13 protein-coding genes are annotated in these 15,915 nt (G+C 39.7%); 6 read left to right on the forward strand and 7 right to left on the reverse strand.

Going from position 1 to position 15,915, the window contains the following annotated elements; translation table 11 throughout:
- Positions 1–4 precede the first annotated feature (4 nt).
- Positions 5–427, forward strand: a complete 423-nt coding sequence (aroQ, locus tag KCTC52924_RS12455) for a type II 3-dehydroquinate dehydratase (RefSeq protein WP_251808451.1) — start codon at positions 5–7, stop codon at positions 425–427.
- 625 nt (positions 428–1,052) lie between these two features.
- Here the strand turns inward: aroQ and KCTC52924_RS12460 are convergent.
- The 4 genes from KCTC52924_RS12460 to KCTC52924_RS12475 all read right to left on the reverse strand — a co-directional run bounded on the left by KCTC52924_RS12460 (position 1,053) and on the right by KCTC52924_RS12475 (position 4,235).
- Positions 1,053–1,343: a DUF3817 domain-containing protein gene (locus KCTC52924_RS12460; RefSeq protein ID WP_251808452.1), complete on the reverse strand. Its 291-nt coding sequence runs from the start codon at positions 1,341–1,343 to the stop codon at positions 1,053–1,055.
- A gap of 121 nt (positions 1,344–1,464) precedes the next feature.
- Complete coding sequence (gene lpdA, locus KCTC52924_RS12465) at positions 1,465–2,856, reverse strand: dihydrolipoyl dehydrogenase (RefSeq protein ID WP_251808453.1); 1,392 nt, start codon at positions 2,854–2,856, stop codon at positions 1,465–1,467.
- 171 nt (positions 2,857–3,027) lie between these two features.
- Positions 3,028–3,525 (reverse strand): peptide-methionine (R)-S-oxide reductase MsrB, encoded by a 498-nt coding sequence (msrB, locus tag KCTC52924_RS12470; protein ID WP_251808454.1) that lies wholly within the window; start codon positions 3,523–3,525, stop codon positions 3,028–3,030.
- Between the two features lie 155 nt (positions 3,526–3,680).
- Positions 3,681–4,235: a collagen-like protein gene (locus KCTC52924_RS12475; protein WP_251808455.1), complete on the reverse strand. Its 555-nt coding sequence runs from the start codon at positions 4,233–4,235 to the stop codon at positions 3,681–3,683.
- Between the two features lie 177 nt (positions 4,236–4,412).
- Here KCTC52924_RS12475 and glgB point away from each other — a divergent pair, with 177 nt between their 5' ends.
- From glgB to KCTC52924_RS12495, 4 genes are all read left to right on the forward strand, one after another.
- On the forward strand, positions 4,413–6,311 hold the full coding sequence (glgB, locus tag KCTC52924_RS12480) for a 1,4-alpha-glucan branching protein GlgB (protein WP_251808456.1): 1,899 nt from the start codon (positions 4,413–4,415) through the stop codon (positions 6,309–6,311).
- A gap of 95 nt (positions 6,312–6,406) precedes the next feature.
- Positions 6,407–8,803: a glycoside hydrolase family 31 protein gene (locus KCTC52924_RS12485; RefSeq protein ID WP_251808457.1), complete on the forward strand. Its 2,397-nt coding sequence runs from the start codon at positions 6,407–6,409 to the stop codon at positions 8,801–8,803.
- A gap of 39 nt (positions 8,804–8,842) precedes the next feature.
- The gene (locus KCTC52924_RS12490; protein WP_251808458.1) at positions 8,843–9,652 is read left to right on the forward strand and encodes a M48 family metallopeptidase; all 810 of its coding nucleotides are present in this window, start codon (positions 8,843–8,845) and stop codon (positions 9,650–9,652) included.
- Positions 9,653–9,728: 76 nt separating this feature from the next.
- Entirely contained in the window at positions 9,729–11,057 is a 1,329-nt protein-coding gene (locus KCTC52924_RS12495) for an MFS transporter (protein WP_251808459.1), read from the forward strand.
- On the opposite strand, the gene KCTC52924_RS12500 is transcribed toward KCTC52924_RS12495, so the two are convergent.
- The 3 genes from KCTC52924_RS12500 to KCTC52924_RS12510 are packed head-to-tail and all read right to left on the reverse strand — an operon-like array spanning position 11,058 to position 13,244.
- Positions 11,058–12,149 (reverse strand): hypothetical protein, encoded by a 1,092-nt coding sequence (locus tag KCTC52924_RS12500; protein ID WP_251808460.1) that lies wholly within the window; start codon positions 12,147–12,149, stop codon positions 11,058–11,060.
- The gene (locus KCTC52924_RS12505; RefSeq protein ID WP_251808461.1) at positions 12,130–12,690 is read right to left on the reverse strand and encodes a hypothetical protein; all 561 of its coding nucleotides are present in this window, start codon (positions 12,688–12,690) and stop codon (positions 12,130–12,132) included. Before KCTC52924_RS12505 ends, KCTC52924_RS12500 begins: the two co-directional genes overlap by 20 nt.
- Positions 12,690–13,244 carry an RNA polymerase sigma factor gene (locus tag KCTC52924_RS12510; RefSeq protein ID WP_251808462.1) on the reverse strand — a complete coding sequence of 185 codons (555 nt, stop codon included), beginning with the start codon at positions 13,242–13,244 and terminating at the stop codon, positions 12,690–12,692. Before KCTC52924_RS12510 ends, KCTC52924_RS12505 begins: the two co-directional genes overlap by 1 nt.
- Positions 13,245–13,464: 220 nt before the next feature.
- Here KCTC52924_RS12510 and lon point away from each other — a divergent pair, with 220 nt between their 5' ends.
- The gene (gene lon / locus KCTC52924_RS12515; protein WP_251808463.1) at positions 13,465–15,915 is read left to right on the forward strand and encodes an endopeptidase La; all 2,451 of its coding nucleotides are present in this window, start codon (positions 13,465–13,467) and stop codon (positions 15,913–15,915) included.

Consider the following 15,915-nt stretch of genomic DNA (forward strand, 5'->3'; position numbering starts at 1 on the left):
TCCCATGAAGATTATAATAATAAACGGTCCCAATCTTAACCTTTTGGGAAAAAGGGAGCCAGAGGTTTATGGCAAAACAACTTTTGAGGATTATTTTGCCGATTTACAGTTTAAATTTCAGGAAGTTCAGCTGGAGTATTTTCAATCCAATTCGGAGGGCGATATTATTTCCAAGTTGCACGATTGTGGTTTTGAGGACTATGAAGGTATTGTTCTCAATGCAGGGGCTTATACACACACTTCAATAGGTATTGGGGATGCAATTAAGGGAATTAACACTCCAGTCGTTGAGGTGCACATCAGCAATACTTTCGCACGCGAAAAATTTAGGCATGTATCTTATATTTCGCCAGTAGCTAAGGGTGTAGTCCTGGGTTTTGGCCTAAAAAGTTACGATTTGGCCATAAGGAGCTTTTTGGAGAAGTAACCTGGAGTTGGAAGTGTGTCTATGTGAAAATGTACCCTTGTGTTAATTGAATATAATGTTCACATATTGGCTTTTATTCCCCTTTTTGGGGAGCAAATGACGGAAGAGGCCTTTTTTCTGTAATGTTGCAATTATTCTGTGGTCTGCCTTCACGATAACAATGAGTACTTTCAGGTATCAGGTCTCGGTCCACCTTCTTTTACATCGACTCCGTTCAGCACAGGTCTAAGGTGGAGGCTTGTACTAACTAAAAATCTCACTACTCACTTTTCTGTACTTTTGACAAAATAAGGATCCTTGACCCTGCCGAGTGAAGGACTCAAATCTAAAACTAATTACTATCCCACTGCGTTAGCTCTTACAGCGGCATCCTTTTTTGGTTTTGTAAACCTTGCAGGAATGGTGAATAACGCCCGAAATAAGCAAAGATTACGGTGGAGGGAAACAGTCAAAAAAGATATAGTGGAAAGAGCGACCCGATAGGGGAACGCCAAAATAATTATTGCCAATTGCTTTCATAGTTTTCCACTTTAAAGTGGTTAACCTATATTAGTGACGTACAGTTTGTATTAACTAAAAATCTCAATGTACACACCTCACACTTCTCACTACGCTGTACTCAATGCTACCCCACAGCCATCATTGGCTTTAAGTATTTCTTATCTATGTAGAAAGTACCAAAAGGAAGTAAGGAGGCGATGAAAAGAATGGTGAACATTTTGAAGCCCCATTTGCGTTCTAAAGTCAATAGTGCAGCCAAAGCTACATAGGCGATAAAGAGGAATCCATGGGCATAACCAATATAAATATTGGGTTCTGGCATTTGTGCCAAATATTTTAATGGCATTCCCAGGCCAAATAGCATCAGATAGGAAACTCCTTCAAGAATTGCAGTAATACGAAAAGCTTTTAACATAAGTAGTATTTTTTTAAACCTTTAAGGTCTTATTGATGGTGTTTTATAAATAGACCTGTCAGCTTATAAATAAGTTGACAGGTCCAATATGCTTAAGAAAACTATTCCTTCGCGATGATTTTTATAAATGGATAACTTCTCCGTAAGCATCGGCTACTGCTTCCATAACGGCTTCACTCATGGTAGGGTGGGGGTGTACAGATTTTAAGATCTCATGCCCTGTGGTTTCTAATTTTCTAGCCACTACTGCTTCGGCGATCATATCCGTTACCCCGGCACCGATCATATGACATCCCAGCCATTCCCCGTATTTTGCATCGAAAATTACTTTTACAAATCCGTCCTTTGCTCCTATGGCGGCAGCTTTTCCACTAGCGGAGAAAGGAAATTTACCAACCTTAATTTCGTATCCTTTTTCAATGGCCTGTTTTTCTGTAAGGCCAACAGAGGCAATCTCTGGGGAACAATAGGTGCATCCGGGGATATTTCCGTAGTCCAAAGGCGCTACATTTAAATCCGCTAATTTCTCCACACAAAGAATTCCTTCAGCAGAAGCAACATGTGCCAAAGCCTGTCCTGGGACAATATCTCCAATGGCGTAGTAGCCTGGGATGTTGGTCTGGTAGTAGTCGTTGACAAGGATTTTATCCTTATCGATAGCAATCCCTACTTCTTCCAAGCCAATGTTTTCTATATTGGATTTAATTCCAACAGCGGAAAGAACGATATCCGCTTCCAATATTTCTTCTCCTTTTGCGGTTTTCACTGTCGCTTTTACACCATCACCGGAAGTGTCCACTTTAGTAACTTCAGCAGAAGTCATGATTTTGATACCTGCTTTTTTAAGGCTGCGCTCCAATTGCTTGGACACTTCCTCATCTTCTACGGGAACCACATTAGGAAGGAACTCTACCACGGTAACATCGCTTCCCATAGCATTGTAGAAATAGGCAAATTCTATTCCTATGGCACCGCTACCTACTACTAACATTTTTTTGGGCTGGTGGTCCAAGGTCATGGCTTCACGATAACCAATTATTTTTTTACCGTCCTGTGGCAAACTGGGAAGTTCCCTACTTCTTGCACCAGTGGCGATGATTATATTGCTGGCGGAATATTCCGTCTCTTTTCCATCGGCGGACTTAACACTAACTTTTTTTCCCGGTTTCAGGGTGCCGAAACCGTTGATGACCTCAATTTTGTTCTTTTTCATCAAAAACTGGACTCCCTTGCTCATGCCGTCAGCGACATTGCGACTCCTTTTCACAACAGCATCAAAATCCTTGTCAACTCCTTCAGCTTTTAGTCCATAATCACTTGCGTGCTGTAGGTACTCAAAAACCTGAGCCGATTTCAATAGCGCCTTGGTAGGGATACATCCCCAATTTAAACATACACCGCCTAGGTTTTCCTTTTCTATAATGGCAGTCTTAAATCCTAATTGGGAAGCTCTAATAGCGGTTACATAACCACCAGGGCCACTACCTAATACAATAATATCGAAATTGCTCATCCTATCTATTTTTTGATAACTATATATTAAAGTGCCAAAGTTACAAAACCATACCGAATTCCCACGGATGACATTTTAAATTAATGGGAAAATTGATATAGTTTTTTTAGGCACCAAAATTAAACCTAGTCTTTAATTAGGGGCGGTGTTGAAATAGGGTGCAAGAAGAAGTTATTTGGCAGGTATAAATTTAAGGGCGGCGCCGTTTACACAATGTCGTTTGCCTGTCGTTTCATTAGGACCATCGTCAAAGACGTGGCCTAAATGACCACCACAGGTAGCGCAGTGTTCTTCGGTACGTTTAAAACCAATTTTGTAGTCTACATTAAAGGCTACATTTCCCTTAATTTCCCGATCAAAGCTGGGCCATCCGGTTCCTGAATCAAATTTATATTCACTTTTAAAAAGTTCGGTGCCGCATGCCGCACAGGCGTAGACTCCTTTTTGCTTGATGTGCAACAATTCACTAGATCCAGCATTTTCGGTACCTGCCTTTCGCAGTACATAAAACTCCATATCGGTAAGTTGTTCCCGCCATTCGGTTTCGGACTTGGTGACCTTAAAGTTTTCCTGTTTTGGGGCTGTTTCCGCTTTGGACGCTTCCTTTTCTTGGGAGGTTCCCTTACATCCAATAAAAATTAGGCAAAAAGCTAATAATATTCTTTTCATGGAACTACAATTTTTAATGGTTTAGACGAAGCAATTGGCACTTCCTTTCAAACGGTATTTGTGGAATATTCTGGCGTAAGTGTTTTGTTTTTAAAACTATAGGTCCTTGAATTCGATGGAATCAAGGACCTATAGTAAAAAAGTAGTAATGCTATTTATTTTATTGTAAATCGCTGTACATCCTTTTCGGCAACCCCAAGGGCATTCATTACTGCCTTGATATTGGATTTGTCCATTTTTGATGATAAACCCAAATTTGCAGGAACTACAAATACTCGAAATATTTGATTTGATACAAGGCTCTGGTCCACCATTGAAGCATCGAAATCTGGTTCAAGATAGATTGTATAATCATTTTTGGTGAAGTCGAAGTTGTAATAAAGAACCCCTAGATCGGTGAAGAAAGGTTGAGGGAGTTGTCGCCACACGTCTAGATCATTATCCACTTCTTCCAATCTGTATACCAATATTGCATCATCAGGGAAGAGTTCAATACTATGGGCGGAGAAAGGTTCATTAAACGAGTAAGTGTTAGATGCAGGATTTAAAGTTAAGTCGATATCTACTTCAAAGACAATCGCCTCAAATATAGAACCGTCAATTCCGTCTTCACCATCAAAACCGTCAAAACCGGGAGGCCCAGCAGGCCCTTCGCAGGCCATAAAAAATAATGCTACAAATGTTCCTAAAAGGATGCCGAATTTTTTCATAATTATAATATTTTTGATTTAGTGAAATAAATGATTGCCGTTGTATTTTTATAATAGTTTCAAGAATCGTTCCACTTTTTATTTTTATACTTGTAAAGTTAGTAATTTGTAATAAGTGGGCGCCATTATAGAATGTGCTTGCTTAAGTTACTTATATTTGAACTAAATAACGCAATAATGACCAAGGTAATATCCCATAGTTTATTTTCCGAATTTGATATTGATCTGTTTAAATCAGGGAAGCATTTTAAGCTTTACGAAAAATTGGGTTCCCACCTTATAGAGGTAGATGGTGTTAAAGGTACCTATTTTGCAGTTTGGGCTCCATCCGCAAGATCGGTTTCCGTTGTTGGAGATTTTAATGATTGGTATGAATCCGAACACCAACTTAATGTGCGTTGGGATGGCAGTGGAATTTGGGAAGGATTTATTCCGGATCTAGGAGAAGGTACTTTATATAAATACAGGATCCATTCTAATAACCATGGGGTGGTAACCGAAAAGGCCGATCCCTTTGCCAAAAGTTGTGAGCACCCTCCAAGAACCGCTTCTGTGGTTTGGGATGCCTCCCACAGTTGGAAAGATAAGGAATGGATGGGGTCTAGGAAGGAAAAGAATTCCCTGGATAGTCCTTTTGCAGTCTATGAAGTGCATTTGGGGTCCTGGAAAAGGAAGTCGGACAACCAGTTTATGACCTATAGGGAGTTGGCAGTGGATTTGGTAGCGTATGTGAAGGAGATGAATTTTACGCATATAGAATTTATGCCGATTATGGAATATCCGTATGATCCCTCTTGGGGATATCAATTAACCGGATATTTTGCGCCTACCTCTCGATTTGGAAAGGCAGAGGATTTTAAATTTTTGGTAGATACCTTGCACCAAAATAATATAGGGGTGATTTTGGATTGGGTACCCTCCCACTTTCCTGAAGATCCTCATGGATTAGGATTTTTTGATGGATCACATCTTTACGAACACCCTGATAGTAGAAGGGGATATCATCCAGATTGGAAGAGCTTAATTTTTAATTACGGTCGCAATGAAGTACGGGCCTTTCTGATAAGTAATGCCATGTATTGGTTAGATCATTATCATGTGGATGCCCTTAGGGTTGATGCTGTAGCCTCCATGATTTACTTGGATTACTCCAGAGAAGAAGGGGAATGGGAACCCAATATTTATGGAAATAATGAAAATTTGGAAGCCATATCCTTTATCAGGGAACTAAATGAAACCGTGTATTCCAACTTTGAGGGCATTCAGATGATTGCCGAGGAGTCTACTTCCTTTTCTATGGTCTCCAAGCCTGTGAATATGGGCGGACTAGGTTTTGGGATGAAATGGATGATGGGATGGATGCACGATACTTTGGAATACTTTAAAAAAGATCCTTTATACAGGAAATTTCATCAAAACGATCTAACCTTTAGTGCCACCTATGCCTTTACGGAGAATTTTATGCTCCCATTTTCACATGATGAGGTGGTCTATGGGAAACAATCGCTTTTATATAGAATGCCGGGAGATGAATGGCAACGTTTTGCGAATCTGAGATTGCTATTTGGATACATGTACACGCACCCAGGGGCCAATTTAATTTTTATGGGTGGTGAATTTGGCCAATCTTCGGAATGGAATTTTCAAAAAGGCCTAGAATGGGATCTGTTGCAATACGATTTCCATAAAGGCATACAAAACTTGGTGCGGGATCTAAATTTACTTTATCGCGATTATCCGGCATTGTATGAATTACAATTTAGTGCCGAAGGATTTCAATGGATCGATTATGGAGATCATGAAAATTCGGTACTGACCTATATCAGAAAAGGGAACGATACTAAAAAAGACCTTTACGTTGCCTGTAATTTTACTCCTAACCCCAAGAATAAATACAGGATGGGGGTTCCAATTACTGGGTCGCTAAAAGAAATTTTTAACAGCGATGCTAAGGAATACGGAGGTTCTGGATTAGAAAATGGGATTTTAAAAACGACAAAGACCCCATGGCATGGTTATGAAAGTTCTGTGGAAATTACGATCCCACCACTTGGGATGGTAGTGTTTACTCAATAAAAATTGAATGTTGCGCTATTATGGGGCTATTTTAATATAACATTTCGTAAATAGATCGGAATGTACTTTTTTTGCACCTCCAAAATCACATATCCATGATTACCAATACCGAGCTAGAATATAAAGGAAATCTATATCCCAATTCAATTATTGATTTTAAAAGGGATACTGATAAATTGTATTTCACTACCCTAAATGGGGTAATTCTAGAAATCACCATTTTGCGTGATAGTATTTTTAGATTTAGATATGCCACTGAAAATATCTTTGAGGCCGACTTTTCCTATGCCATAAGTGAAAATGCTATTCTTGGATATAATCAACTAGAGGTAGAGGAGACGGCGACGGAATACTTAATACGTACCGCTAAACTTACAATACTAGTAGATAAACAAACGTTAAGGACACAGGTTTCGGATCTAACGGGCTTTATTGTTTGTGAGGACGAACTGGGGTTTCATTGGGAGGAGAATTATGAATATGGGGGGAACACTGTGAAAATGAGCAAAATCACCCAAAATACAGAGAGCTTTTACGGCTTGGGAGATAAAGCAACACATAGTAATCTTAAAGGTAAACGAGTAAGTAACTGGGTAACGGATCAATATGCATATGGCAAGGATCAAGACCCACTTTATAAAGCCATTCCATTTTTTATTGGACTACACAATGAGCAGGCATATGGAATTTTCTTTGACAATACCTTTAAATCGCAGTTCGATTTTGCTCATGAACGTAGGAATGTAACCAGTTTTTGGGCAGATGGGGGAGAAATGAACTACTATTTTTTCTATGGTCCTTCATTTGGTCAAGTAGTAAAAGACTATACCAATTTTACCGGTACACCAGAATTGCCACCTATGTGGGCAATGGGATACCATCAATCCAAGTGGAGTTATTTTCCGGAAAGCAATGTTCGCGAACTGGCTGCAACATTTAGAAAATTAAGGATTCCCTGTGATGGTCTTTATTTGGACATAGATTATATGGACGGATTTAGATGTTTTACTTGGGATAAAAACCACTTTCCGAATCCCAAAAAAATGATCTCTGATTTGGAGAAGGACGGATTTAAGACCGTAGTTATGATCGATCCTGGAATAAAGATCGATAAGGATTATTCGGTCTATCAGGAAGCCATAGAGAACGATTATTTCTGTAAACGTGCCGATGGTGCTTTTATGAAAGGAAAAGTATGGCCCGGGGAATGTTATTTTCCCGATTTCACTAATCCTGTGGTAAGGGAATGGTGGGCAGAACTTTATAAGGAAATGTTTACCGATATAGGTGTGCATGCCGTGTGGAACGATATGAACGAACCCGCAGTAATGGAAGTGCCTACCAAGACAGCGCCTTTGGATACCCGACATAATTTTGACGGCCATCCCTGCTCACACCGAAAGGCACATAATGTTTATGGTATGCAAATGGTAAGGGCTACCTATGAGGGGATAAAGAAGTATGTTTACCCTAAGCGACCTTTTGTGATCACAAGAGCAGCCTATGCAGGTACACAGCGGTATTCCTCGACTTGGACAGGGGATAACGTAGCCACCTGGGAACATTTATGGATCGCCAACGTTCAAGTTCAAAGGATGTGTATGAGCGGTTATTCCTTTGTGGGCTCAGATATTGGGGGCTTTGCAGAACAACCAAGTGGGGAATTATTTGCAAGGTGGATCCAATTGGGAGTTTTCCATCCATTTTGTAGGGTGCATTCCAGTGGAGATCACGGCGATCAAGAGCCCTGGTCTTTTGATGATGAGGTGACCGATATTGTGCGTAAATTTATTGAACTTCGCTATCAATTGCTCCCTTATCTGTACACTATGTTCTACAGATATTCAAAAGAAGGAACACCTATGATAAAACCTTTGGTCTATTTTGATCAAAAGGATCCCCAGACCCATTTTAGAACGGATGAGTTTATTTTTGGGGAACAGATCCTAGTATGTCCAGTTCAGGAACCCAATGCGCAAGGTCGTAGAATGTACATTCCTAGAGGGACCTGGTATGATTATTGGACCGATGAGGTGGTGCCTGGAGGAATGGAGAAATGGATTGTAGCCGATATAGATAAAATACCTCTTTTTGTAAAGGAGGGAGCCATTATTCCAAAGTTTCCGGTACAGCAATATGTAGGGGAATTGGAAATTAAGGAACTTCTTTTGGAAGTATATTATAAGAAAGGAGTAGAAAACTCTACGGTCTACGAGGATGCTCAAGATGGGTATGATTACAAGAAAGGAAGGTTCAGTCTTCGGAACTTTAGTTTTAGGGGCAAGGAGAACGAGTTGATCATTCAGCAGTTTAAAGAAGGAACTTTTATCACCTCCTATGGAACCTTTAAAATGAATTTCCATGGTCTGCCCTTCAAAATAAAGGAAGTGAGGGTAGATAATGAAATAGTTGAGCTAAAGGACGTTAAGCTAAACGGAAATAATAATATTCATATCAGCAAAGAATTTACTGTATTGCATCTAATTGGATAGTAATTTTTTTGTAATTTTCGTTAATTAACACTCTATGTGATGAAAAAAATAATATTAATAATAGCGATTTTTATTGGGGTTTTGGCTTGTAAGACCAATCCTTTTACCGGACAAAAGGTCCTGAATTTTTATGGGAACAGTCAGATTTTTCCAACCGCTTTCGCACAATACGACCAATTTTTGGGAGAGCATAAGGTAATTAGTGGAACGGCGGATGCAAGAATGATTACCAAAACTGGTCAGAGGATTGCCGCTGCTGCAGAGCGTTGGCTTTCTGCAAATGGGTATCCAGGTTATCTCAAAGATTATAAGTGGGAATATAATCTGGTAGAAGATAAAACCGTCAATGCCTGGTGTATGCCGGGTGGGAAAATTGTATTCTATACCGGAATCCTTCCTATTTGTAATGGTGAAACTGGTGTAGCCGTAGTGATGGGTCACGAAGTAGCCCATGCGCTAGCCGATCACGGTGCCCAACGTATGAGTGCAGGTACCTTACAGCAATTAGGGGCCGTAGCGGGGAATGTAGCCATTCAAGATCCCGAAAAAAGAGACATCTTCAATCAAGCCTATGGAGTTGGTTCGCAGGTGGGGATAATGCTTCCTTTTAGTAGGAGTCATGAGACCGAAGCCGACCGGATAGGCCTTCAAATAATGGCCATTGCTGGCTATAATCCCGATGAAGCTGCAGAGCTTTGGAGGAGGATGAAGGCTCAAAGTGGAGGAGGAGCGCCACCAGAATTTTTAAGTACCCACCCTTCCAATGAAACCAGAATTGAAAATCTGTCTCAATGGGCCCCGTTGGCCAAGCAAGAAGCCGCTAAATTTGGGGTTACAAGCTTTCAGTAATAAAGATTAAATTGAAGTATAGACCACACAATAATATGGGAGCCGTTCTAAAGGACGGCTCTTTTTTATGCTATAAATGGTAAAACAACACCCAGCTAAAGGAAGTAAGAAATTGTTGAACGCCTGGGCATTTTATGACTGGGCAAATTCGGTCTATAGCCTTGTAATTACCTCGGCAATTTTCCCCATTTTTTATGGGGCATTGTTCCGAATGGCAGATGTAGAAAAGGTAACTGTTTTTGGCGGGGAGATAGCTAGGGCTCCTTTAATTAGTTATGTGACCTCCGCTGCTTTTTTGTTTATAGCAATCCTGACTCCCTTTATATCCGGTATTGCAGATTATTTAGGCAATAAAAGGCTTTTTATGAAATTCTTCTGCTACTTGGGAGCCCTGTCCTGCATTGGCTTGTATTGGTTTTCCCTAGAGCATATATATATTAGTTTAACCTGCTATTTCTTTGGATTAGTGGGATTTTGGGTTAGTCTGGCTTTTAATAACTCCTATTTACCAGATGTGGCATTCCCCGAGCAACAGGATAAAATTAGTGCTAAAGGTTTTTCTTTGGGATATTTAGGCAGTGTTCTCCTGTTGCTCTTCAATTTGACGATGGTGATGAAGCCAGATCTTTTTGGAATAGAATCTGATGCAAGTGGTGTTGCAGAGGTTAAAGCGATGCGCTATTCCTTCCTGACAGTAGGAATTTGGTGGGTAGGTTTTGCCCAGTACACCTTCTATTTTCTTCCCAAGGGATATAGGAAGGAAGGTGAAAGACGGAATATAGTGCTCAATGGTTTTAGGGAACTTAAAGGGGTATGGCAAGAGTTGGGGGATCAAATAAGATTGAAGCGTTATTTGGCTGCTTTTTTTGTGTATAGCATGGCGGTGCAAACGGTGATACTGATTGCAACCTATTTTGGGGAAGAAGAGATAGCTTGGGGTGGAGATAGTGAACGTACAACTGGATTAATCCTAAGTATACTAGTGATACAATTGGTGGCCATTGTTGGTGCTACGGTAACCGCTAGGTTGTCCGGATGGTTGGGGAACATAAAGACGCTGACTATTATAAATCTCCTTTGGTTGGTGATTTGTATTTATGCTTATTTTGTGGTCACCCCTAATGATTTCTATATTACTGCCGGATTTGTGGGATTGGTAATGGGAGGAATACAAGCATTGTCCCGTTCTACCTACTCTAAATTTTTGCCAGAAACTACCGATACAACTTCCTTTTTTAGTTTTTATGATGTGGCTGAAAAAATTGGGATCGTAATTGGGACCTTTATGTACGGATATATAGCCCAGGCTACAGGAAGTATGAGGAATGCGATTGTGTTTTTAGGTGTTTTCTTTCTCATTGGAGCACTTCTCTTGACTAGGGTAAATAAGGTGAGGGAGGTTTAATCAATTCTTGTAAAAGGATATCCCTCCGTATTCACTATTAATAGTAACAGATTTTCCAGTGACCTGGCTTCCGTAGTAGCCCTTGTAATAATTCTCGCTGGATTTCTCTTTACTGATGTCTAACGTGAAATTATCCTTTCCACTTACTCCTGCATAGGAGGTGTGTATTTCAAAGTTAAAATGATAATCAGGGGCATAGCCAATCTTAATACCAGTATAATCTGTTCTCAATTGCAGGTTTCCAGCATCTGATGCCATTTCCTTTATTTTTACCGATCCGTAACTAGACCTTATGTCTAGGTTTCCGTGGACACTTCCAAAATCAACATTAATATAATCGCCATTTCCTTGTACGTTGTCTACATTTCCAACTTCCAACTTCCCATAATCACAAGCATAGGTGAGATGCCCCATTTTATCTATCTTAGAATTGGTGTAGTCTGCCACAATACTTAAATTACCAGCCTTTTCTATAGTGAATCCCGAGTAATCGGCATCAATGCTCCCACTGTTTATATAACCAATTGTGGACCGCGAGGAATAATCAAAGGACAATTGATTGTTTTTGCCATGCAGTTCCCCTATATCCAACCGGCCGTAGTCGCAACTGATTTTTGCATGACCGTCTATTCGATCCAAAATAATGCTCCCGTAGTCATTGCTGAGGTTAACGCTGTTCTTTATTGGGATTTTTATAGTATAATTTACCTGCATATTTACGTTGTTATTGCTGCCCCAGCTCCAGCCCCAGCTATTTTTGGATTTGTTGAATACGGTTGTAGCGGCTACCATAGCGTTCGTAGCCTCAAAATCTATATAAATATCATCTAATTTACGCTGAACCTTTTCCTCATTGTCTCCCGTGGTCTTTATGTGGACTTCAATCAGAACACGGTTTTCGTTCCAAGAAGTGATTTTTAAATTGCCATAACTGTTCTTTACTTTTAGCAGGGCGTCATAGTTTACAACGTACTCTTTTTTAATCGTTTTTTCCTTGGTATATTTTCCACCCTGTATTCCGTCTGTAGCGAAGGTTAGTATTGGAATGGCTAGTAAGAAAGCTATAAGATTTTTATGTAATATTGTTTTCATTTTTGTATTCTTTTAAAGTTTTAACTTCTTCTATTTGTTTTAATACCTCATTAACCAATTCTATCCTCGTGTGAAAATTTCCGATTATGGCACGTAGTATTAATTTGCTGTTTCCCCCGTTTATGAGGTCTTGTTCCATTTTTTTATAATCGTTTTCCAAGGTCCTGAGTTGGATCATGGTATCCGAAATAATTTTATCTGTTTCTGGACTGCGCTCATTTTGTAGGCTCTTTACCTGTTCCTCGATTAGACTGGCAAAGTAGTATTGGGTGTTGGCTATCTCCGGTGAAATTTGAGAAACCTGTTGTTCCATAGTAGGGGTAAGGTTTTTTAATGTGAAAGCCAATGAGAACAATAGTAATAAGGCAGCGGCAATGGATAGGGGTTTCCACCATACTATTTTAATTCTTTTATTAGGTCGTTTTTTAGGGGCAGCCTCTAGCTTCGCCATAAATCGATCCCGGTGGCCAGCTGCTGGTTCCTCCGTGTCATAAGTGCCTTTAAGCTGCACAAATAGTTGTTCTAAATTGTCTTTGTCCATTATAATACGGTAATTAATTTTTGCCTTAGACTGTTTTTGGCCCTAGAGATCATAGTCCTGCAATTGGCATAGGTTATTTGCATTATTTCGCTGATCTCCTCATAATCATAGCCCTCAATTAAATATAAGGTCAAAGAAATTCTGTAATTGTCCTTTAACAGTTTCATGGTTTCGATTACTTTCTGAGCCTTCAGTTCATCTATACCATCATCTGCGACATATCCTTCATTATCTTCGACCTTATACAATACATTGTTAATCCCTATTTCGTGCCTTTTTATTTGCTTTCTATAGTGCTGAATACTGTTATTAATTACTATTCGTTTTAACCATGCCCCAAAACTTACCTCTCCCTTAAAAGTGTCCAATTTTGTGAATGCGGTTAAAAGTGATTCCTGCATTACATCCTCAGCAACCGCACTGTCTTTAACGATTCTCTTGGAAATATTGTACATGCCTTTGTAATAGCGATTGTAAATTTCCAATTGGGCAGCGCGGTCCCCGGTTAAACACAACTGTATTAATGGATCAATATGTTTCTTTTCTTGGCTCAAAAAGGAATCGGTTTTCTTAATAGATGAAGTAATTTAGCAAATGTTACAGTTATTTATAAAGATTTAACTAGTTGGCACAAGAATTGCCTAAATAAGAGTGAATCTGATTTGAAGAATCCTCTATATTCCTTTATTTTGTAGGGATTAAGCGGATATATAGCATTTAATATAAATTGTAATTCTGTTTTAAGTTGAGTGACAGAATGACCGAAATAAAAATATGGGTAATTTGAAGAATATAAAATTTGACACTATGTCATTGCAGGGGATGGATGAAGAAGCAGAATTAATTCCGTTAATGACAGCAGAGGACGAGGAGGAGATAAACAATGAAAAGCTACCTAATACCTTGCCTATTCTGCCTCTGAGGAATACAGTTTTGTTTCCAGGCGTGGTAATACCTATTACTGCCGGGAGGGACTCTTCTATCAATCTTATTAAGGATGCCAACAATGGCTCCAAAGTAATTGGGGTAGTTTCCCAAAAGGATGAGGAAACGGAAAATCCTGGAGTTAAGGATATTAATACTTTGGGTACTGTTGCCAGAATATTAAGGGTGTTGCAAATGCCCGATGGTAATACTACGGTTATTATTCAGGGTAAAAAGCGATTTGAGGTGGCTGAAGTGCTTACTGAAAAGCCGTATATGACCGCAACTGTACGTGAAACAGAGGAAATTAGACCAGAAAAGGACAACAAGGAGTTTAGAGCCATTATAGATTCTATAAAAGAGCTTTCCCTTCAGATTATTAGGGATAATCCAAACATCCCTAGTGAAGCTTCCTTTGCTATCAAAAACATACAGAGCGATTCGTTTTTGATTAATTTTGTCTCTTCTAACCTTAATTTAAGCGTTAAGGACAAGCAGGAACTCCTGGAAATTGGAAATTTACAGGAAAGGGCCTTGGCTACCTTAAAATATATGAACGTAGAGCTTCAGAAATTGGAATTGAAAAATGATATTCAGTCCAAGGTGAGAAGTGATATGGATCAACAACAGCGAGAGTATTATCTTCATCAACAAATGAAGACCATACAGGAGGAACTCGGAGGAATTTCCTATGAGGAGGAGGTTGATGAGATGAGGGCAAGAGCGAAAAAGAAAAAATGGACCGAAAATGTTGCAGAGCATTTTGAAAAGGAGGTTTCTAAATTGCAACGCATGAATCCCCAAGTGTCGGAATATTCTATCCAGCGTAATTATCTAGACCTTTTTCTTGACCTTCCTTGGAACGAATTTTCCAAGGATAAATTCGATTTAAAAAGGGCTCAGAAAATATTGGACAGGGACCATTATGGGTTGGAAGATGTAAAGAGAAGGATCATAGAATACTTAGCGGTCCTCAAACTGCGGAACGATATGAAATCGCCTATACTTTGTCTTTACGGACCTCCTGGGGTGGGAAAAACATCTTTGGGTAAATCTGTGGCAGAAGCTTTAGGTAGAGAGTATGTGCGTATTAGTTTGGGTGGACTAAGGGATGAAGCGGAAATCCGTGGACATAGAAAAACCTATATTGGAGCCATGCCCGGAAGGATTGTACAAAGTTTAAAAAAAGCTGGTAAATCCAATCCAGTATTTATATTGGACGAAATAGACAAAATGTCAAATAGTCATCAGGGAGATCCTTCTTCTGCCATGTTGGAGGTTTTGGATCCAGAACAAAATAACGAGTTCCACGATAACTTTTTGGAAATGGGATACGACCTTTCCCGTGTGATGTTCATTGCTACAGCCAATAATTTATCCGAGATTCAACCCGCTCTCCGGGATCGTATGGAAGTCATAAATGTAACTGGCTATACCATTGAGGAAAAAGTAGAGATTGCTAGGAGGCATTTATTGCCGAAACAACTGAAAGAGCACGGACTTACCGTGAAGCATCTTAAAATTGGAAAGGCCCAACTAGAGAAAATAGTAGAGGGTTATACCCGGGAATCGGGAGTGAGGTCCTTGGAGAAGCAAATTGCAAAAATGGTGCGATATGCGGCCAAATCCATTGCCATGGAGGAGGAATATACCATTAAGGTGAGCAATGAAGTTGTTGAGAGAGTATTGGGGCCTGCAAGAATGGAAAGGGATAAGTACGAGAACAACGAGGTGGCGGGAGTAGTTACTGGTTTGGCTTGGACAAGTGTGGGTGGAGATATTCTTTTTATAGAATCTATCCTCTCCAAAGGAAAGGGGACACTGAATATTACCGGAAACTTAGGTACGGTAATGAAAGAATCTGCGACTATTGCCATGGAGTATATAAAGTCCAATAGCGATAGATTTGGAATAAATCCAGATGTGTTCGACAAGTACAATGTGCATATACATGTGCCGGAAGGAGCCACGCCAAAAGACGGTCCAAGTGCGGGAATTACAATGTTGACCTCCTTGGTTTCCTTATTTACCCAGAAAAAAATAAAGAAGAGTCTAGCAATGACAGGGGAAATAACTTTAAGGGGCAAGGTATTGCCAGTAGGTGGTATAAAAGAAAAAATTCTGGCAGCAAAACGCGCTAGGATCAAAGAAATTATTTTGTGCGAGGATAACAGAAGGGATATTCTGGAGATAAAAGAAGAATATTTAAAGGGACTTAATTTCCATTATGTGACCGATATGCAAGAAGTCATTGATATCGCCATTACGGATCAGAAAGTGAAGAATGCTAAGGAACTATAG

It is taken from the genome of Arenibacter antarcticus (assembly GCF_041320605.1).
GTDB classification, from domain to species: Bacteria; Bacteroidota; Bacteroidia; order Flavobacteriales; family Flavobacteriaceae; genus Arenibacter; species Arenibacter antarcticus.